Raw genomic sequence first — 20,561 nt, 5'->3', positions numbered from 1 at the left:
GGAACAAGCAATGAGCACATTCTTCCTCGACCAGCTCGCCGCAGGCGAGACGCCGCACGCGCTCGCCTTCGCGGGCCAGTCCACGCCGTGGCCGGTCGCGCTCGCCGACCAGACCACCGATCCGACGCTCGCCGAGGCGCTGCACGCGCACGTCGACGCCGCCTACACAAAGCTCACGCCGGTGAACGCCGACCTGCTCGCCACCACCGGCCGCCCGGTCGACCTGTTCGGCTTCACGCCGAACCCGGCCCGCCTCGGCGCGGCCGCCGACGCCACCGCCTCCGTCGAAGGCATCGCCCTCACCCAGCTTGGCGCGCTCATCGACCTCGAACACCTCGGCTACACGCTGCCCTCCGCCAAGCCGGCCGCCGTGCTCGGCCACTCGCAGGGCGTGCTCGCCGTCCACATGGCCAAGGCCATCGAACGGACCGGCTCCATCGAAGCCGCCCGCGACCAGATCGACGAGATCCTCGCCACCGCCGCCCTGATCGGCGCCGCCGGCACGCGCGCCGCCCGCGAACTCGCCCTGAACCCGCTGCACGGCGAGGCCACGCCGATGCTGTCGGTGCGCGGCGCCACCCGCGCCCAGGTCGAGACGCTCGCCGCCCGCGTCAACAACCCGCGCGGACCGATCGCCATCGCCGTGACCAACTCGGACGACCACCACGTGATCTCCGGCTTCCCGGACGACCTCGCCGCCTTCGCCGTTGAAGTCGCCAAGGAGCACAAGAAGCAGGCCGCCCTGCGCGAGGAGAAGGTGCGCGGCGGCGCCGTGTTCGCGCCCGTGCTCGAGTACCTCGACGTGACCCTGCCGTTCCACTCCCCGCTCATGAAGCCCGCCGTCGACCAGACGATCGCCTGGGCCGAGGCCTGCGGCTTCGACACCGACCGCGCCCGCGCGCTCGCCGAGGAGGTGCTGCTCAACCATGTGGATTGGGCCGCCCGCGTGCGCGAGGCCCTGACCGACACCGACCCGGCCAAACTGTGGATCGTGGACATGGGCCCGGGCTCCACGCTCGGCAAGCTCATCGGCAACGTGGTCGAAGGCACCGGCGTGGGCGTCGTCGAAGCGACCACGCTCGCCGAGCGCGCCGCCCTCTCCACGCTCGACCCGGCCGAGGCCGAGACGCTGCGCACCCAGAACTGGAAGGCGTTCGCCCCGCGCGTGGCGCACACGCCCGCCGGCGACCGCCTCGTCACCAAGTTCTCCGAGCTCACCGGCAAGCCGCCGGTGCTGCTGCCCGGCATGACCCCCACCACCGTCGACCCGGAGATCGTCGCCGCGGCGGCGAACGCAGGCTACTGGGCGGAGCTCGCCGGCGGCGGCCAGGTCACCGCCGAGGTGTTCGACCGTCACGTCGCCAAGCTCGAGGAGCTGCTCGACGAAGGCCGCACCGTCGAGTTCAACGCCATGTTCATGGACCGTTACCTGTGGAACCTCCAGTTCGGCTCCTCCCGCATCGTGCCGAAGAAGCGCGCGTCCGGCGCGCCGATCGACGGCGTCGTCGTCTCCGCCGGCGTGCCCGAGCTCGACGAGGCCGTGGCGTTGGTCGCGCAGCTCAAGAAGGACGGCCTGCCGTACGTGAGCTTCAAGCCCGGCACCGTCGACCAGATCCGTCAGGTGATCCGCATCGCCAAGGCCGTCGCCCCGACCGTCATCCTCATGCAGGTCGAAGGCGGCGCCGCCGGCGGCCACCACAGCTGGGAGTCGCTCGACGACCTGCTCACCTCCACCTACGCCGAAGTGCGCGCCTGCGACAACCTCGTGCTCGTCGCCGGCGGCGGCATCGGCACGCCGGAACGCGCCGCCGACTACCTGTCTGGCCAGTGGTCGCGCGCCTACGGCCTGCCCGACATGCCGGTCGATGGCGTGCTCGTCGGCACCGCCGTCATGACCGCCAAGGAGGCGCACACCAGCCCCGAGGTCAAGCAGCTGCTCGTCAAGACCCCCGGCATCACCGCCGAGACCGTCGCCGCGTCCGGCGCGGCCGACGACCCGTTCGCCCCCGCCGGCGAGCGCTGGGTGCCGTCCGGCAAGTCCGTGGGCGGTGTCGCGTCCGGTCTGAGCCACCTGCACGCCGACATCTACGAGGTGGAGAACGCCTCCGCCGTGTGCGGCCGTCTGCTCGTGCGCGTCATGAAGCACCCCGAGGAGCTCGAGTCCCGCCGCGACGAGATCATCGCCGCGCTGGACCGCACCGCCAAGCCGTACTTCGGCGACCTGGCCTCGATGACCTACCTCCAGTGGGCGCAGCGTTTCGCCGATCTCGCCTACCCGTGGGTGGACGACACGTACGCCGACCGTTTCCTGCACCTGCTGCACCGCATCGAGGCCCGTGTGGCCGACGTGGACTCCGGCGAGTTCGATTCGAAGCTCGACGTGACCCGCGACGACGTGATCGCCGATCCGGCGCCCGCGCTCAAGGCGCTGGCCGCCGCCTACCCGCAGGCCGCCGAACTCAAGGTCACCCCGGCCGACGAGGCGTGGTTCCCGGTGCTCGTGCGCGAATACCCGAAGCCGATGCCGTTCGTGCCGGTCATCGACAACGACCTGCTGCGCTGGTGGGGTCAGGATCAGCTCTGGCAGTCCGAGGACCCGCGCTATTCCGCGGATTCCGTGCGAGTCATCCCCGGCCCGATCTCCGTGGCCGGCATCACCACCGTCGACGAGCCGGTGGCCGACATCCTCGGCCGCTTCGAGGCCGCCGCGCTGGAACGCGCGAAGGAGTCCGGCGCTGAAGCCGAGGACGAGTACGCGACGCTCGGCGAGGCCGAAAACGCCGAGGACTTCATCCGCAAGTCGCCGAACATCTCCTGGGTGGGCCACGTGACCGACAACCCGGCCTACGGCACCAAGCTCGGCGACAAGGACTACGAAATCCGCGCCGTGGACGCCGCGAACGGCGAATACGACCTCGACATCCATCTCGACACGTATTGGGACGACGATCCGGACGGCGGCAAGTCGAAGCACGCCGTGCGCGACATCGTCATCCCGCTCACCGTGCCGACCGACGCGACCGGCGGCATGCCGATCGTCAACCGCGAACGGCTGATTCCGGACGTGTACGCGATGCTCGCCGCCACCGCCGGCATCGGCAACACCGCCATCACCGGCGACAAGCTGACCGCGATGCCGGAGATCGACGGCACGCGCGACGCCGACCGTCCGTTCGGCGAGGCGCACGCCACCTACACGTTCTCCGCGAACCTCGGCTACGACCATGAGGCGGCTACCGGCGGCGCCCTGCCGGGTACGCTGCGCGCCTCCCGCATCGCGCCGGACGCGCTCGTCGGCCCCGCCTGGCCGGCGATCTACGCGGCGCTCGGCTCCGTGTCCGTGAACGGATACCCGGTCATCGAGGGCCTGCTCAACGCCGTCCACCTCGACCATCTCATCGAACTCGAGGAGACCGAGGACGAACTGCTCAAGCACGTCGGCGAGACCGTCACGCTGACCTCCTGGGCCGAGGACTACTTCGAGTCCGCGTCCGGCCGCGTCGTCACCATCCACGTGACTCACACCGCCGCCGACGGCACGCTGCTCGCCCGCGAGACCGAACGTTTCGCGATCCGCGGCCGCGTCTACTCCGACGCGCTGCCCGTCGACTCCCCGGAGTTCGGCGACGCGAAGCACGACGAGATCGAATCCACGCCGAGGCGTCTGCTGCGCCGCGTCAAGGTGACCGCGCCGAACGACATGACCGCGTTCGCCCGCACCTCCGGCGACTTCAACCCGATCCACACCTCCAAGCGCGGCGCCGCGATCTCCGGCCTCGCCGCGCCGCTCGTGCACGGCATGTGGCTGTCCGCCACCGCCCAGCACGCGGTGCAGGCGGCCGACGAGAAGGGCGCCCACTACGAGATCGCCGGCTGGACCTACAACATGTACGGCATGGTCCAGCTGAACGACGAGGTCGAGATCTCCGTCGAACGCGTCGGCAAGGTGCGCCACGGCGGCATGGCCCTCGAGGTCACCTGCCGCATCGACGGCCAGCTCGTCTCCCGCGGCACCGCCCTGGTGCGCGCGCCCGAGGCCGCGTTCGTCTACCCCGGCCAGGGCATCCAGAAGCAGGGCATGGTGTTGGACGAGCGCGCCAAGTCGCCCGCCGCCCGCGATGTGTGGGAGCGCGCCGACAGGCTCACCCGCTCCAAGCTCGGATTCTCGATCCTCGCCCTCGTGCGCGACAACCCCAAGGAGCTCACCGCCAACGGCGTCACCTACCGCCACCCGGAAGGCCTGCTCAACCTCACGCAGTTCACGCAGGTCGCGCTCGCCACCGTCGCGTTCGCGCAGACCGCGCGCCTGCGCGAATCCGGCAGCGACATCTGGCCCGCCTACTTCGCCGGCCACTCGCTCGGCGAATACAACGCGCTGTCCGCGTTCGCCGGCGTGATCCCGCTGGAGACCGTGCTCGAACTCGTGTTCCACCGCGGCTCCACGATGCACCACCTCATCCCGCGCGACGCGCAGGGCCGCTCCAACTACCGCATGGGCGCGCTGCGCCCGAACCAGTTCGGCGTGGGCGACTCGCAAGTGAAGGCGTACGTCGAATCCGTGTCCGAGAAGACCGGTGAGTTCCTGCAGATCGTCAACTACAACCTGGCCGGCGCGCAGTACGCGGTCGCCGGCACGATCGCGGGCCTCAAGGCGTTGCAGGCCGACGCGAACCGCCGCGCCAAGGAGGCGGGCGGCAAGCCGGCGTTCATGCTCGTGCCCGGCATCGACGTGCCGTTCCACTCCACGCTGCTGCGCAAGGGCGTGCCCGAGTTCCGTGACAAGCTCGACGCGCTGCTTCCCGCGCACATCGACTACCGTGGCCGTCTCGTCGGCCGCTACATCCCGAACCTCGTGGCCACGCCGTTCGAAATGACCAAGGAGTTCGCGGCGAAGATCCTCGAGGTCGTGCCCTCCGAGCGCATCCGCGAGGCACTGGAGGACCCGGCCGTGTGGGACTCCTACGCCGCCGACGACCAGAAGCTCGGCCGCCTGCTGCTCACCGAACTGCTCTCCTGGCAGTTCGCCTCCCCGGTGCGCTGGATCGAGACCCAGTCGCTGCTCTTCCACAAGGCCGCGCAGGGCGGTCTCGGTGTGGAGGAGTACGTGGAGGTCGGCCTCGGCAACGCGCCGACCCTCGCCAACCTCGGTGCCAAGACCCTGCGTCTGCCCGAGTTCGCCGGCACCGACGTCACCGTCTACAACGTGGGCCGCGACGAAGGCCGTGTGTACATGACCGATTCGGACAGCCTCGTGCCCGAGGCGGAGCCGGAGAGCGCTCCGGCCGCTTCGGCCGCCGTCGAGGCGGCCCCGGCCGGCGGCTCCGCCGTCGCCAAGCTCGGCTCCGGCGCGGCTCCGGCTCCTGCCGCGGGTGCCGCCGCTCCGGCCCCGACTTCGGTTCCCGCCGTCCCTGCGCCCCCGTCATCGGGGGAGCTGCCGGCGCAGCCGGCTGAGGGGGCATCCGGTGCGGACGTGCCCGACCTGCCGTTCAAGGCCGCCGACGCGATCGGCGTGCTCATGGCCTACTCGGCCAAGGTGCGCCTCGACCAGATCGGCGCCTCCGACACCACCGACACGCTCACCAACGGCGTGTCCTCCCGCCGCAACCAGCTGCTCATGGACATCAGCTCCGAGCTGGGCGTGGCCAGCGTGGACGGCGCCGCCGAGGCGACGCTCACCCAGCTCGCCCAGATCGTGAACAAGGCCGCCCCGAACTACAAGCCGTTCGGTCCGGTCCTCTCCGACGCGATCCGCGACCGTCTGCGTGCCCTGTTCGGCGCGGCCGGCGTCAAGCCGGCGCACATCCGCGAACGCGTGACCGGCGTGTGGCAGCTCGGCGAAGGCTGGGTGGCCGCCACGACCGCCGCGCTCCTGCTCGACACCCGCGAGGGCTCCAGCTCGCGCGGCGGTGACCTCGCCAAGCTGCCGACCGGCGCCGCCGCCAACGCGGCCGCCGCCGACAAGCTCATCGACGACGCGGTCGCCCTCGTCGGACAGACCAAGGGCGTGGCCGTCTCCAAGCCGTCCGCCGGCGGTGCCGCGGGCGGTGCCGTGGTCGACTCCGCCGCGCTCGACGCGTTCGCCGAGAAGGTCACCGGCGCCAACGGCGTGCTCGCCGCCACCGCACGGTTCGTGCTGAACGAGCTCGGCGTGGCCGCCCCGGCGCCCGAGACCGGCGAGGACGAGAACGCGGCCGTGGTCGCGGCCGTCAGCGCCGAACTCGGCTCCGACTGGCCCAAGCAGGTCGAGCCGCGCTTCGACGCGAACAAGGCCATCCTCTTCGACGACCGTTGGGCCTCCGCCCGCGAGGACCTCGCCCGCGCCTACTACGAAGGCGACGTGGACGCGCTCGCCGGCAGCTTCATCGGCCTCGGTAAGGCCGTCGCCGCCGAAGCCCGGTGGTTCGCGGCGAAGGCCGATGACGAGACGCTCAAGTCCGCGTTCGACCGCATCGCCTCCGAGGCGCTCGAGCCGGCCTCGTCCGACGCGCAGGCCTCCCGCTTCGCGGGCGACGTGGCCGTGGTCACCGGCGTGAGCCCGAACTCGATCGCCGCCCAAGTGGTCGAGGGCCTGCTCGCCGGCGGCGCCACCGTGATCGCCACCTCGCACAGCTTCAGGCCGTCCATCAAGGCGTGGGGCCGCCAGGCGTACCGCGAGCACGCCACCGGCGACGCCAAGCTGTGGCTCGTGCCCGCGAACCTGTCCAGCTTCCGTGACGTGGACGCGCTCGTGGACTGGGTGGGCAACGTCCAGAAGAAGACGACCGGTGCGACCACCACGATCCTCAAGCCCGCCTACGAGCCGACCCTGTTCTTCCCGTTCGCCGCCCCGCCGGTGCACGGCACGCTCGCCGACTCCGGCGAACTGTTCGAATCGCAGGCCCGCCTCATGCTGTGGGGCGTCGAGCGCGCGATCGCCGGACTGGCGAAGATCGGCGCCGACACCGACGTGCAGCACAAGCTGCACGTGGTGCTGCCCGGCTCTCCGAACCGCGGCGTGTTCGGCGGCGACGGCGCGTACGGCGAGGTCAAGTCCGCGTTCGACGCGATCGTCAACCGCGCCCGCGCCGAACGCGACGCCTGGTCGGACCGTGTCACCTTCGCCCACCCGAAGATCGGCTGGGTGCGCGGCACCGGTCTGATGGGCGGCAACGACCCGCTCGTCGCCGTCGTCGAACGCCACGGCATCCACACGTACTCCACCGCGCAGATCGCGGTCAAGCTGCTCGACCTGTGCACCGCCGACTCGCGCAAGGCGGCCGCCGAGGCGCCGCTCGACGTGGACCTGACCGGCGGTCTCGGCAGCGAGCCGATCGACATCAAGGCGCTGAGGGCGGAGGCGGAGGCCGACGCCGCGGCCGCCGGTTCGGCTCCCTCTGATGAGGGAGCTGGCGCGCGCAGCGCGACTGAGGGAGAGACCGCGCCCCGTGGGCAGCGGATCAAGGCCCTCCCCACGCCGCACGTCCCGCACCAGCCGCACGTGGACCTCGCCGACTGGGAGGGCGTGACCGCCCGTCCGGAGGACGAGATCGTCATCGTGTCCGTCGGCGAACTGGGCCCGTGGGGCTCCGGCCGCACGCGCGCCCAGGCCGAACTCGGCATCCACCCGGACGGCACCGTCGACCTCAACGCCGGCGCCGTGCTCGAGCTCGCGTGGAACATGGGCCTGCTCACGTGGGCCGACAGCCCGAAGCCCGGCTGGTACGACACCGACGGCAACCTCGTGCCCGAGGAGGACATCGCCGACCGCTACCACGACGAGGTCGTGGCCCGCTCCGGCATCCGCCCGTTCGAGGAGGGCATGGGCGACGACTACAAGGACGGCGCCGACGAGGAGGAGGCCGAGGTCTACCTCGACCACGACGTCACCTTCTCCGTGCCCACCGAGCAGGTCGCCCGCGAGTACGTCAAGCTCGACGAGGCCCACACGTCCATCGCCCGCGACGACGAGTCCGGCGAATGGAACGTGACCCGCCACGCCGGCTCGATGATTCGCGTGCCGCGCCGCGCCGCCATGACCCGCACGGTCGGCGGCCAGTTCCCGAAGGGCTTCGACCCGGTCAAGTGGGGCATCCCCGCCTCGATGGTCGGCGACGTGGACCGCATCGCGCTGTGGAACATCGTCACCACCGTGGACGCGTACCTGTCGGCCGGATTCAACCCGGCGGAGATCCTCCAGGCGATCCACCCGTCGCTTGTCGCCTCCACGCAGGGCACCGGCTTCGGCGGCATGGCCTCGATGCGCAAGCTCTACCTCGACCGCTTCCTCAACCACGAGATTCCGACGGACATCCTGCAGGAGGCGCTGCCGAACGTCGTCGCCGCGCACGTCATGCAGAGCTACATCGGCGGCTACGGCAACATGATCCAGCCGGTCTCCGCCTGCGCCACCGCCGCGGTGTCGCTGGAGGAGGGCGCCGACAAGATCGCGCTCGGCAAGGCCGACTTCGTCGTCACCGGCGCGATCGACGACATCGGCGTGGAATCGGTGATCGGCTTCGGCAACATGAACGCGACCGCCAACTCCGCCGAGATGTACGGCAAGGGCATCGACGCGCGCTTCTTCAGCCGCGCGAACGACCGTCGCCGCGGCGGCTTCCTGGAGTCCCAGGGCGGCGGCACGATCCTGCTCACGCGAGGCGACATCGCGTTGAAGCTGGGCCTGCCGGTCGCCGGCGTGATCGGCTTCATCCACTCCTACGCGGACGGCGCCCATACGTCGATCCCGGCCCCGGGCCTCGGCGCCCTGGCGGCGGGCCTCGGCGGACGCGACTCGAAGCTGGTCCACGACCTCGCCAAGCTCGGCGTCACGCCGGACGACATCGCCGTGGTCTCCAAGCACGACACGTCCACCAACGCGAACGATCCGAACGAGTCCGAACTGCACAACACGCTGGCGCACGCCATCGGCCGCACCGACGGCAACCCGCTGTTCGTCATCTCGCAGAAGACCGTCACCGGACACGCGAAGGGCGGTGCCTGCATCTTCCAGGTCAACGGGCTGACGCAGCTGTTCGCCTCCGGCGTCATCCCGGCGAACGCGGCGCTCGACTGCGTCGACCCGAAGCTCGCGAAGGACGACCACATGACCTGGCTGAGGAAGCCGCTGCGCATCGGCGGCGGCGAGGACGTGTTCGGCCGTTCCGCGGCCGGCCAGCCGGTCAAGGCCGGACTCGCCACGTCGCTCGGCTTCGGCCACGTCTCCGGCTTCGTGGCGCTCGTGCACCCCGGCGCGTTCGAGGCGTCCGTCGCGAAGGTGGACGGCGAGGCCGCGCTCGAGGCGTGGCGCGAACGCGCGAACGCCCGTCTCGCCGCCGGCCAGCGCCGACTCGAGGAGGGCATGATGGGCCGCGCCGCGCTCTACGAGCCGATCGACAACCGCCGCTTCCGCGAGGACGGCGTGAAGCTCGCGGGCGGCGGCCGCTACGACGCCCATGAGGTCGAGAAGGCCATGCTGCTCGACCCGGACGCCCGCCTGAACGCCTCCGGCTACTTCGAGGCGTGATCCGGTGACGCCGTCCGGCCCCTTGGCTGAGGGGCCGGACGGCGTCGCGTCGACATCGTGCCTAGCCGTTGTGATCGGCCCCCTCTGACGAGGGGGCTGTCGGCGAAGCCGACTGGGGGAGAGACAGCGGAGTTCCCGCGGTCTCTCCTGATTGTCGTTTCGTGATATCGCCTCCTTCGTCAGAGGGAGGCTTTTTCATATTCGTACATATTCATGCATATTCGTATGCGTATCGATTCGCATGCACATCGATGGGAGGTCATCATGCCGGTGCTGGGACTCGGCCATGACGTGGTCGACGTGGCGGCGTTCGCCGAGCAGCTCGCGTTGCCCGGATCGCGCATGCGCGCGCTGTTCTCGGTGCGCGAGACGCGCCAGGCCGCGGCCCGCGCGGCGGCGAAGCACGACGGCGAGGCCGTGCATCTCGCCGCCAAATGGGCCGGCAAGGAGGCGGTCCTCAAGACGTGGTGCGAGGCCGTGGGGGAGGGGCCGTTGCCGTACACGATCGACGATTTCCCCTGGTCCGGCGTCGAGATTCTCGACGACGCGCACGGCCGCCCGCACGTCGCGCTGCGCGCCGACGTCGCACGCGCGTTGCGCGAGTCCGTGCCCCAGTCCTCCGCCTTCCGCTGGCATGTCTCCCTCACCCACGACGCCGGCGTCGCCTCCGCCGTCGCGCTCCTCGACTCATAACCCCATGGTGCGGTGAAATCCCCATGGTGCGGTGCTGCAAAACGGCCATTTTCCAACGATATGGAGATTGTGTGTTGCCGCACCATGGGAGTGATGGGCGATGGCGGACGGGCGTGGGGTGCAAACGCTGTTACCGTTGCGGCGACGCGTCTCGAAACGGTTTGACACGCCGGTTATCGAACCGGTTTGATAACACGCGCGCGCGACGATACACTGGACACCGTCATCGCATACAACCAACGACGAAGTTAGGCATCGCAGCTAAAAGGAGTCACAGATGGCCGAAACCACCGCAACCAAGTCCGCCCCCGCGACCGACGACGTGTTCGCCGCGCGACTCGCCCGCCATCACGACGAATTCGAATCCCTGTTCCGCATGCTGTACGGCGACTCGCCGGAGCTCGCCGTCTTCGAGCGCGCCATGGCCGAGGCCTACGCCGAGCGCCCCGCCGACCTCAAGGCCCTCGACATCGAGCGCGAGAAGGACCCCGAGTGGTACAAGCGCGGCGACATGTTCGGCATGACCATGTACACCGACCTGTTCGCGGGTGACCTGAAGAAGCTCGCCGGCAAGATCGACTACCTCAAGGAGCAGAAGCTCACCTATCTGCACCTCATGCCGCTGCTGAAGATGCCCCACCCGGACAACGACGGCGGCTACGCCATCGAGGACTTCGACACCGTCGACCCGTTGCTCGGCTCCAACGAGGACCTCGCCGCCCTCACCAAGAAGCTGCGCAAGGCCGGCATCAGCCTGTGCCTCGACTTCGTGATGAACCACACCGCCTCCTCCCACCGCTGGGCGAAGGCCGCCGAGGCCGGCGACCCCGAATACCAGGACTACTACTTCTGCTACGACGACCGCACCATCCCCGACCAGTACGACGCCGTCGTCCCGCAGGTCTTCCCGAACACCGCGCCCGGCAACTTCTCCTGGAACGAGAAGATGGGCAAGTGGGTCATGACCCAGTTCTACCCGTTCCAGTGGGACCTCAACTACCGCAACCCGAAGGTCTTCACCGCGATGATGACCTCCGTCATGCACCTCGCCAACCTCGGCGTCGAGGTGTTCCGCCTCGACGCGGTGCCGTACATCTGGAAGCAGTTCGGCACCAACTGCCGCAACCTGCCGCAGGTCCACACCATCGTGCGCATGATGCGCATGATGCTCGAGATCGTCTGCCCGGCCGTCGTCCTCAAGGGCGAGGTCGTCATGGCCCCCAAGGAGCTCGCCGCCTACTTCGGCACCCCCGAGCGCCCCGAATGCCACATGCTGTACAACGTGTCCATCATGGTGAACCTGTGGGCCGCGCTCGCCAGCGGCGACGTGCGTCTGCTCAAGCGCCAGGCCGACAAGCTCAACGCCCTGCCGGACAACTGCTGGTTCGTCAACTACCTGCGCTGCCACGACGACATCGGCTGGGGCCTCGACGAGGACGAGGAGGTGCGCCTCGCCATCGACCCGCTCAAGCACAAGGAGTTCCTGTACCACTTCTACGAGGGCACCGTGCCCGGCAGCTGGGCCATGGGCGAGCTGTACAACTACGACGAAGCCACCAAGGACGCCCGCAGCTGCGGCACCGCCGCCTCCCTGTGCGGCGTCGAGAAGGCGCTCATCACCCACGACAAGCCCGCCTACGAGAAGTCCATCGACCGCGACCTGCTGCTCCACCGCGCGATGGCGTTCCTGCGCGGCTTCCCGATGCTCAACTGCGGCGACGAGATCGGCCAGCTCAACGGTTGGGACTACAAGGAGGACCCGGACCGCGTGGCCGACAGCCGCAACCTGCACCGCAGCAAGTTCGACTGGAAGAAGGCCGCCGAACGCCACACGTCCGGCACGCTCCAGAACCGCCTGTGGGAGGGCATGGAGTCCCTGCGCGAGATGCGCGACGACCCGTGCTTCGGCCCGGACGCGTGGGTGACCACGTGGGACACCCACGACGACGCGATCCTCGCCGTCCTGCGCAAGGAGGGCGAGCGCACGATTGTCGGCCTGTTCAACTTCACCGACGCCGACACCTACGCCGTGCTCGACAGCACCGCCGACGTCACGCTCCCCGAGCGCGTCGACCTCAAGCCCTACGAGGCGAAGATCATCGTCGCCCACGAGTGAGCGCTCCCCGAATCGTCGTCGCGGGGTGACGCCGCACGCGCCGCTCCACGACGTACCATCATCGGCATCGTGTCCTGTTCCTCTCGGACGCGATGCCGTCCCACCTGTGGCCCCGGCCGCGCGGATCCCCTTCCCGCGCGGCCGGGGCCATCCATATTCCGGCGGCGATCCGGGCGGCGGGTCCGGCGATCCCGCGACGGTGGAAGAACCAGGTCATCGCCCGTCGCCGCGCGCTACAGTCGCGTACATGGGAATCATCGGGAACGATGCGCGCATGCCGCGCACGGAACAGGTCGCCGACCGCGTCGTCGCCGTCGACGAGACCGGATCGACGAACACGCTCGCGCGCGAGCTGGTCGCGTCGGGGAAATTCGCCGGGAAGACCGTCACCGTCGTCGCGGCCGACCGGCAGACCGCCGGACGCGGCCGCCTCGACCACACGTGGGAAAGCGCGCCGGGAGAGTCGTCCACCGTATCGTACGTCGTGACCGTGCCACGCGCGCTCGCCGTCGACGGGACGGTCAACGGCTGGCTGCAGATGACCGCCGGCCTCGCCACGCTCGACGGATTGCGGGCAGCGCTCGCGGAGGTCGGCGCGAAGCCGTTGCGCGATGCGGAATCCGGCGACGACGACGGTGACGACGGCGGTGTCGCGGCCGCCGGCCGTCTCGGACTCAAATGGCCGAACGACATCTTCGTCGGCGGCCTGAAACTCGGCGGCATCCTCGCCGAACTCGTGCCGTTGCCGGAACGTCCCGGAATCCCGGAATCCGACGACGTCGCCATCGTCTTCGGCGTCGGACTGAACCTCGCCGTGCCCGCCGACTGGCTGCCCACGCCGCAGGCCACGTCGTTGCAATTGCACTACGCGCCGTTGCCGTCGGGGGAGGAGATGCGCGACCGGATCGCCGCCGGGACCGTCGTCGCGCTGCGCCGCCGTCTCGCCGCGTTCGCCGCCGGGCCGCGCGACGCGGCGGCGGCGTTGCGGCGCGAGACGGCCGGCGTGTGCGTCACGCTCGGACGCCGCGCCGTCGCGCACTTCACCGACGGAAGTTCGCTGGAAGGCGAGGCCGTCGCGCTGAACGACGACGCGTCGCTCACGATCCGCGACGACGCCGGCGTGACGCACGTCGTGCGCACCGCCGACGTCGGCGTGCTGCCCGCGTGACCTGTGACGACGACACGACGGTGCCGCGCGGGTTGTGCGTCGCGCGGCCTTGTGTATAATGGCACGAGTTGTTTTATCGGAGTGATTCGATGAGACGATGCGCGGATGTAGCTCAATGGTAGAGCCTCAGTCTTCCAAACTGATTACGCGGGTTCGATTCCCGTCATCCGCTCCACTAAGAGCCGACGGGATTCCGCCGGCTTTCTGCGTTGTGAGGGGTGCATTCGAACTGTTCCGAATGCGTATCTTTGTTGCGAGGGGTACCTGATTCCGGATATCCCGGGTACGTGTGGCTTTATATCGGGGTTCATACTCGGGAAACTGGTCTGGAGGCACCCCTCGTAAGCCAGATGGATGTCCGTGACGCGTTCTTCTCCGGCGGCTTGCAGTATCGTGGACGGAAGAAAAACGGCGCGCGCCGTGGTCGGGCGCGACGGATGTGAAGGAACGACGGCAAGCGAGGCGGTATATGGCGGACGAGAGCGAACGCAACGAGGCCACCGAGATCGTGGACGGCAGGGTCGAGACGGTCGAGGTGTCGAAGCATCCGGAGGCGACGATTCCCGAGACCGACCTGTCGCTCGCGGACATCGAACGCGGACGCTCCCACCCCGTGCGCTGGGCCGTGTACGCCGTGGCCGTGCTCGTCGCGATCATCGCGCCGTACTGGTACGGGCGCGCGCTCGCCGTCAACGACACCGCGTGGCTGACCGCGCACCTCGACGAGTTCACGCCGCAGGGCATGACGTTCCTCTCGTGGACGGTCACCCTGACGGCCATCGCCATGCTGGGCGTCGCGATCGTCGACTCCGGGCGGTGGATCTGGCGCATCCTGTTCGTGATCGGGCTCGCCGCCGAACAGTTCGTCGCCGGCGTGGCGCTGCTCAGACTTGACTTCTGGTATTCGACGTACGTCGTGTACGGCGAATCGGCGACCGTCGCGAACGCGGCCAACCTCGGCATCATCGCCGCCGGATTCGGCGTGGCCGTGTTCGCCGTGATCTGGGTGGGTCTGCTCGTCGTCATCAGGAAGGAGTCGCCGCTCAACGTGCTCACGCGCAGCTGGGCGTCGTTCATCCTGTTCTTCGTGATCGAGGTGGCGGCGCTGCTCGTCGTCATGTTCGGCGGGCTGCTCTCCACCGTCGCCGCGTGATTCGTGGCGCGGACGGGCGAGGCGTGTTCGCCGTGCGCGTGACACGCACGTCCGCGCCGTGTCCTATAGTTTCCATTTGGCGTAAATCGCCCGCGGATAGAGAGCGCTCCACGCACCGAGCATGGGGCACCGCGCAACGACCATAAGGAGGATGCCGTGGCACTTACGGCTGAAGAGAAGTCCCAGATCATCAACGAGTTCGCGACGCACGAGGGCGACACCGGCTCCCCGGAGGTCCAGGTCGCGCTGCTCTCCAAGCGCATCTCCGACCTGACCGAGCACCTGAAGAAGCACCAGCACGACCACCACTCCCGTCGCGGCATGCAGATGATGATCGGTGACCGTCGCTCCCTGCTCGACTACCTCAAGCGCAACGACATCAACCGTTACCGTGCGCTGATCGAGAAGCTTGGTCTGCGTCGATAGTACAGACTTCCGCCCGGGCGCCTTACGGCGTTCGGGCGTTTTACATACGCCTGCCAAACGGCAACACAACCGAAGAGGGGACGGATTCGAGAGGACGGGCCGCAAGGTGCGGCCGACGAGAGAATCCGGTTTACGAATCGTGAGTTGACACGAGGGCGCGGCCGGGGGTCGCGCATGGCGACGGCGGGAGGCTCGATCGGAGGTCCGATCGGATGGGGCCGCGCCGCCGGAACGAAAGCGAATGTAAGAGCCTGGCCCGGCTGAAGATGGGCCGCATGGTTGTAGGAAAAGACAAGACAAAGGAGGAACCCTGATGGAGGGTCCCGAAATCAAGGCCGCAGAGGCCATCATCGACAATGGGTCGTTCGGTAAGCGCACGCTGCGCTTCGAGACCGGCCGTCTCGCCCAGCAGGCTGACGGCGCCGTCGCCGCCTACCTGGACGACGACACCATGGTGCTGAGCACCACCACCGCCGGCAACAGCCCGAAGGAGAACTACGACTTCTTCCCGCTGACCGTCGACGTCGAGGAGAAGATGTACGCCGCCGGCAAGATCCCCGGCTCCTTCTTCCGCCGCGAAGGCCGCCCGTCCAACGACGCGATCCTGGCCTGCCGCATCATCGACCGCCCGCTGCGCCCGCTGTTCCCGCACACGCTGCGCAACGAGGTGCAGGTCGTCGAGACGATCCTGTCCGTCAACCCGGACGACGCGTACGACGTGGTCGCCCTCAACGCGGCCTCCGCCTCCACCATGATCTCCGGCCTGCCGTTCTCCGGCCCGGTCTCCGGCGTGCGCCTGGCCCTCATCGACGGCCAGTGGGTCGCCTTCCCGACCTGGTCCGAGCGTGAGCGCGCCGTGTTCGAGATCGTGGTCGCCGGCCGCGTGATCGACAACGGCGACGTCGCGATCGCCATGATCGAGGCGGGCGCCGGCAAGAACGCCTGGCACCTCATCTACGACGAGGGCCAGACCAAGCCGGATGAGACCGTCGTGGCCGAAGGCCTCGAAGCCGCCAAGCCGTTCATCAAGGTCATCTGCGAGGCCCAGAACGAGCTCAAGGCCGCCGCGGCGAAGGAGACCCGCGAGTTCCCGCTGTTCCCGGAGTACACCGAGGACCTCTACAACCGCATCGACGAGATCGCCCACCAGGACCTCGACGAGGCGCTGACCATCGCGGAGAAGCTGCCGCGTCAGGAGCGCATCCACGAGATCAAGGAGCACGTGCGCGAAATCCTCGCCAACGAGTTCACCGACATGGACGACGCCGAGAAGGACAAGGAACTCGGCAACGCGTTCAAGGAGCTGCAGCGCCAGATCGTGCGCCGCCGCATCCTCACCGAGGACTACCGCATCGACGGCCGCGGCCTCAAGGACATCCGCACCCTGTCCGCCGAGGTGGACATCGTGCCGCGCGTCCACGGCTCCGCCCTCTTCCAGCGCGGCGAGACCCAGATCCTGGGCGTCACCACGCTGAACATGCTCAAGATGGAGCAGCAGCTCGACTCCCTGTCCGGCCCGCAGTCGAAGCGCTACATGCACAACTACGAGATGCCGCCGTACTCCACCGGCGAGACCGGCCGCGTCGGCTCCCCGAAGCGCCGCGAGATCGGCCATGGCGCCCTCGCCGAGAAGGCCCTCGTGCCGGTGCTGCCGAGCCGCGAGGAGTTCCCGTACGCGATCCGCCAGGTCTCCGAGGCCATCGGCTCCAACGGCTCCACCTCCATGGGCTCCGTGTGCGCCTCCACCCTGTCGCTGCTGGCGGCGGGCGTGCCGTTGAAGGCCCCGGTCGCGGGCATCGCGATGGGCCTGGTCTCCGGCGACGTCGACGGCCAGCACATCTACAAGACCCTGACCGACATCCTGGGCGCCGAGGACGCGTTCGGCGACATGGACTTCAAGGTGGCCGGCACCTCCGAGTTCATCACCGCCCTGCAGCTCGACACCAAGCTGGACGGCATCCCGGCCGACATCCTCGCCGCCGCGCTGCAGCAGGCGAAGGACGCCCGCACCACGATCCTCGAGGTCATCAACGAGTGCATCGACGGCCCGGCCGAGATGAGCGAGTTCGCCCCGCGCATCATCACCACCTCCGTCCCGGTCGAGAAGATCGGCGAAGTCATCGGCCCGAAGGGCAAGATGATCAACCAGATTCAGGAGGACACCGGCGCCGAGATCGCGATCGAGGACGACGGCACCGTCTTCATCTCCTCCGAAGGCGGCGAGGCCGCCGAGAAGGCGAAGCAGATCATCGACTCCATCGCCAACCCGCATGTGCCGGAAGCCGGCGAGACCTACAACGGCAAGGTCGTCAAGACCACGTCGTTCGGCGCGTTCGTGAACCTCACGCCGGGCACCGACGGCCTGCTGCACATCTCCCAGATCCGCAACCTCACCAACGGCGAGCGCATCGACCAGGTTGAGGACGTGCTCAAGGAGGGCGACACCGTCGAGGTCGTCGTCCAGGGCGTCGACGACCGCGGCAAGATCTCCCTCGCGATCCCCGGCTTCGAGGATCAGGAGAACAACGCGCGTCGCGGCGGCGACCGTCCGGCCCGCGGCGAGCGCGACGACCGTCGCGGCTCCCGCGGCCCGCGTCGTGACCGTGACGACCGTCGCGACCGCGACGACGATTTCGATGATCGTCCGCGTCGTCGCCGTTCCGACGACCGTGACGACCGTCGCGATGATCGTGATTACGATGATCGTCCGCGTCGCCGTCGCGCCGAGCGTGACTACGACGATCGCGATCGTGATTACGATGATCGTCCGCGTCGTCGCCGTTCCGACCGTGACTACGATGACCGCGACGACCGTCGCGTCTCCCGCGCCGACCGTGATGACGATCGTCCGCGTCGTCGTCGTTCCGATCGTGATGACGACCGTCGCTCCGACCGTGACGACCGTCGCGGCGGCCGTGGCCGTGGCGGCTACGACCGCAATCCGCGCTACGCGACCGACGAGAACTATGACGAGTACCACGCGGACCGCATCGAGCGCACCGAGCGCCCGCGCCGCCGCGTCCGTCGCGACTTCGATCCGTTCGAGGACTGATTCGGACTGATCGGACTGTGGTCGCTGGTTCTCTCTCGGCCCCCCTCTGACGAGGGGGCTGTCAGACGAAGTCTGACTGGGGGAGAGACCTGAACGCAAAACGAGGGGTGGATGCCGACCCATATGTGGACCGGCATCCACCCCTCGTTTGTTCTCCCGCGTATGTCGACCGCGCTACAGCCCGGCCTCGGCGAGGGCGTGGTCGATGTCGCGGATGAGGTCGTCGGTGTCTTCCAGGCCGACGGCGAGGCGGAAGAATCCGCGATGGAACTCCTCCGGGTACAGGTACTGACGTTCGTCGTCCTCGCCGAGGAACACGATGAGGCTTTCGTCATGGCCGAGCGAGACGGCGGACGTGATTACGTTGAGCTTGCTGACGAACCGGTTGTGCCCGTCATGGTCGGTGTCGAGCCCGAACGAGAGGACGCCACCGAAGCCCGCGTCCGGGCGGGCGAGCTGTCGCGCCGCCACGTCGTGGTGCGGATGCGATTCGAGTCCCGGATAGGCGACGAACCGCACTTGCGGCAACGATTCCAGATGTTTCGCGATGGCCAGGGCGGAGGCGTTGTGCTGGCGCATGCGCAACGGCAGCGTGACGGATCCGCGGTTGATGAGCCACGCGTTGAACGGCGAGATGATGCCGCCGTAGTTCACCTGGTAGGTGAAGCGGATCTGGTCGGTGAGCTCCTTGCAGGTGGCGATGGCGCCGCCGAGCGCGTCGCCGTGTCCGTTGATGTATTTGGTGAGGCTTTCGATGACGATGTCCGCGCCGAGGTCGGCGGGGCGCACGTTGAACGGCGAGTTGAACGTGTTGTCGACGGACAGCAGCGCGCCGGCGTCGTGCGCGAGCTTGGCCGCCGCCTCGATGTCCGTGACCTTGAGGGTCGGGTTGGCGGGCGTCTCGATGTGCACGAGCTTCGTGTTCGGGCGGATCGCGTCCGCGATGTTCCGCGGATCGGACGTGTCGACGATCGACGTCTCGATGCCGTACTTCTCCGGCAGGATCTGGTTGAGCAGACGGTAGGCGGCGATGTACGTCGTGTCGGAGAAGATCGCGTGGTCGCCGCGGTTCAGCAGCGTGGTGAACGTGGCGGCGAGGGCGGCGACGCCGGAAGCGAGCACGACCGCGTCCTCCGTGCCTTCCAGGTTCGCGAGCTTCGCCTCCAGATAGCGCTGGTTCGGGTGGCCGTTGCGCGTGTACAGGTTCACGTCGGAGCTGGACCAGTTGATGTCGGAGGGGTCGTAGGGCAGGGCGTAGGCGTTCGCCAGCGTGATCGGACGGCGGATCGCGCCGGTCTCGGCGTCGACCCCGTTGCCGAGGTGGATGGATTTGGTCGCGAACCCGAGGGGCGTGCCGTCGAAGGATTCGCCATGATGTACGAGATCTGAGGTCATGGTTTCGGTTTACCAGCCGCTCGTCTCCCGCGCGAGTGCGCGTGGTCGGCGGGAATCCGCGGAATCGCAAGGTTTGATAGCCTCCCATAGGAAGAACCGTGCCCGATTGCGGTGCTCGCGCTTCTCCACGCGGGGAATCCCTCGCGCTCCGGGCCCATGGTGCGGCGAAAACCCCATGGTGCGGAAAACCGCTCATGGTGCGGTGGCGGGAAACGTTGGTATTCCGCCGTTATGGAGATTATGTGTTGCCGCACCATGGGAGTGTGGTCGGCGGTGACACGCCGGGCGGGGCGATGACCGGTGGATATCTACCGGTTTGTTGCGGGGCGTGGAAGAATGGGTGCAAGCGGTTACGGATGATCGCGGACGATTTGCGGGACATGGGCGCGTGGGTGCGGCCGTGTCCCCCGAGCGAAGGAGCGGGCCATGGGCGGTGCAGCGGTGGCGATAGTGATTGTGGTGGTGATTCTGGCGGTCGTCATCGGACTGGTCGCGTGGACGATCGCCGCCTATAACGGCCTCGTGCAGTTGCGCAATCGGGTCGGCAACGGCTGGGCGCAGATCGACGTGCAGCTGAAGCAGCGCGCCGACCTCATCCCGAACCTCGTCGAAACGGTGAAGGGGTATGCGGCGCACGAGTCCGGCGTGCTCACGCAGGTGACGGCCGCACGCGCCGGCGCGATGGCCGCCGCGGCCCCGGGCGCCACGATCGCCCAACGCGCCGCCGCCGAGAACCAGCTGTCGCGCGCGTTGCTCAACCTTACGGCCACGGCCGAGGCATATCCGCAGCTGCAAGCCAACCAGAACTTCGTGAACCTCCAGAACCAGCTGCAGGCGCTCGAGCAGAAGATCGCGTACGCGCGCCAGTTCTACAACGACGTGGTGATGAAGTACAACACGCGCATCGAGACCGTGCCGAGCAACATCATCGCGGGACTCTTCCACTTCACGCAGGCGCAGTACTTCGCCGCCGACGAGGCGAGCCGCGCCGTGCCGCAGGTGAGGTTCTGACCGGCGGCCGTACGGAACGGGGCGACAAGCTCGTGAAAGGAGGTG

Annotated in this window: 8 protein-coding genes, 1 tRNA gene and 2 pseudogenes; 10 read left to right on the top strand and 1 reads right to left on the bottom strand. The window is 68.7% G+C overall.

Annotated elements, in window-relative coordinates:
• Window positions 1-10 precede the first annotated feature (10 nt).
• The 9 genes and pseudogenes from AC1AYX_RS07165 to AC1AYX_RS07125 form a co-directional block, all read left to right on the top strand.
• Window positions 11-5,381: pseudogene (locus tag AC1AYX_RS07165) on the top strand (fatty acid synthase subunit beta domain-containing protein); the annotation flags it as partial.
• A gap of 2,051 nt (window positions 5,382-7,432) precedes the next feature.
• Window positions 7,433-9,502 (top strand): annotated as a pseudogene (locus AC1AYX_RS07160) (beta-ketoacyl synthase N-terminal-like domain-containing protein); the annotation flags it as partial.
• Between the two features lie 264 nt (window positions 9,503-9,766).
• A complete protein-coding gene (locus tag AC1AYX_RS07155; RefSeq protein WP_476502861.1) occupies window positions 9,767-10,195 on the top strand; it encodes a holo-ACP synthase in 429 nt (142 codons plus the stop codon).
• A gap of 277 nt (window positions 10,196-10,472) precedes the next feature.
• Window positions 10,473-12,311 carry an alpha-amylase family protein gene (locus AC1AYX_RS07150; protein ID WP_476502860.1) on the top strand — a complete coding sequence of 613 codons (1,839 nt, stop codon included), beginning with the start codon at window positions 10,473-10,475 and terminating at the stop codon, window positions 12,309-12,311.
• 274 nt (window positions 12,312-12,585) lie between these two features.
• Entirely contained in the window at window positions 12,586-13,479 is an 894-nt protein-coding gene (locus AC1AYX_RS07145; protein ID WP_476502859.1) for a biotin--[acetyl-CoA-carboxylase] ligase, read from the top strand.
• 101 nt (window positions 13,480-13,580) lie between these two features.
• Window positions 13,581-13,654, top strand: a tRNA-Gly gene (locus tag AC1AYX_RS07140).
• A gap of 294 nt (window positions 13,655-13,948) precedes the next feature.
• Window positions 13,949-14,632: a hypothetical protein gene (locus tag AC1AYX_RS07135; RefSeq protein ID WP_476502858.1), complete on the top strand. Its 684-nt coding sequence runs from the start codon at window positions 13,949-13,951 to the stop codon at window positions 14,630-14,632.
• A 156-nt stretch (window positions 14,633-14,788) separates the two neighbouring features.
• Window positions 14,789-15,058, top strand: a complete 270-nt coding sequence (gene rpsO, locus AC1AYX_RS07130; RefSeq protein ID WP_034527929.1) for a 30S ribosomal protein S15 — start codon at window positions 14,789-14,791, stop codon at window positions 15,056-15,058.
• Window positions 15,059-15,371: 313 nt separating this feature from the next.
• Window positions 15,372-18,110, top strand: coding sequence for a polyribonucleotide nucleotidyltransferase (locus AC1AYX_RS07125; protein WP_476502857.1), 2,739 nt, complete (start codon window positions 15,372-15,374; stop codon window positions 18,108-18,110).
• A gap of 174 nt (window positions 18,111-18,284) precedes the next feature.
• On the opposite strand, the gene AC1AYX_RS07120 is transcribed toward AC1AYX_RS07125, so the two are convergent.
• Window positions 18,285-19,505 (bottom strand): trans-sulfuration enzyme family protein, encoded by a 1,221-nt coding sequence (locus tag AC1AYX_RS07120; RefSeq protein WP_476502856.1) that lies wholly within the window; start codon window positions 19,503-19,505, stop codon window positions 18,285-18,287.
• A gap of 426 nt (window positions 19,506-19,931) precedes the next feature.
• On the opposite strand from AC1AYX_RS07120, the gene AC1AYX_RS07115 reads away from it, so the two are divergent.
• A complete protein-coding gene (locus AC1AYX_RS07115) occupies window positions 19,932-20,516 on the top strand; it encodes a LemA family protein (RefSeq protein ID WP_476502855.1) in 585 nt (194 codons plus the stop codon).
• The last annotated feature ends 45 nt before the right edge of the window (window positions 20,517-20,561 follow it).

This window comes from Bifidobacterium sp. LH_419 (assembly GCF_056356955.1).
Note: the sequence above shows the minus strand (reverse complement) of the source record. Positions and strands in the feature narration are given on the sequence as shown.

Bases quoted from the DNA above. Each gene is read 5' to 3' on its own strand.
- AC1AYX_RS07155 (WP_476502861.1), top strand. From the start codon at position 9,767: ATGCCGGTGCTGGGACTCGGCCATGACGTGGTCGACGTGGCGGCGTTC.
- AC1AYX_RS07150 (WP_476502860.1), top strand. From the start codon at position 10,473: ATGGCCGAAACCACCGCAACCAAGTCCGCCCCCGCGACCGACGACGTG.
- AC1AYX_RS07145 (WP_476502859.1), top strand. From the start codon at position 12,586: ATGCCGCGCACGGAACAGGTCGCCGACCGCGTCGTCGCCGTCGACGAG.
- AC1AYX_RS07135 (WP_476502858.1), top strand. From the start codon at position 13,949: ATGGCGGACGAGAGCGAACGCAACGAGGCCACCGAGATCGTGGACGGC.
- AC1AYX_RS07125 (WP_476502857.1), top strand. From the start codon at position 15,372: ATGGAGGGTCCCGAAATCAAGGCCGCAGAGGCCATCATCGACAATGGG.
- AC1AYX_RS07120 (WP_476502856.1), bottom strand. From the start codon at position 19,505: ATGACCTCAGATCTCGTACATCATGGCGAATCCTTCGACGGCACGCCC.
- AC1AYX_RS07115 (WP_476502855.1), top strand. From the start codon at position 19,932: ATGGGCGGTGCAGCGGTGGCGATAGTGATTGTGGTGGTGATTCTGGCG.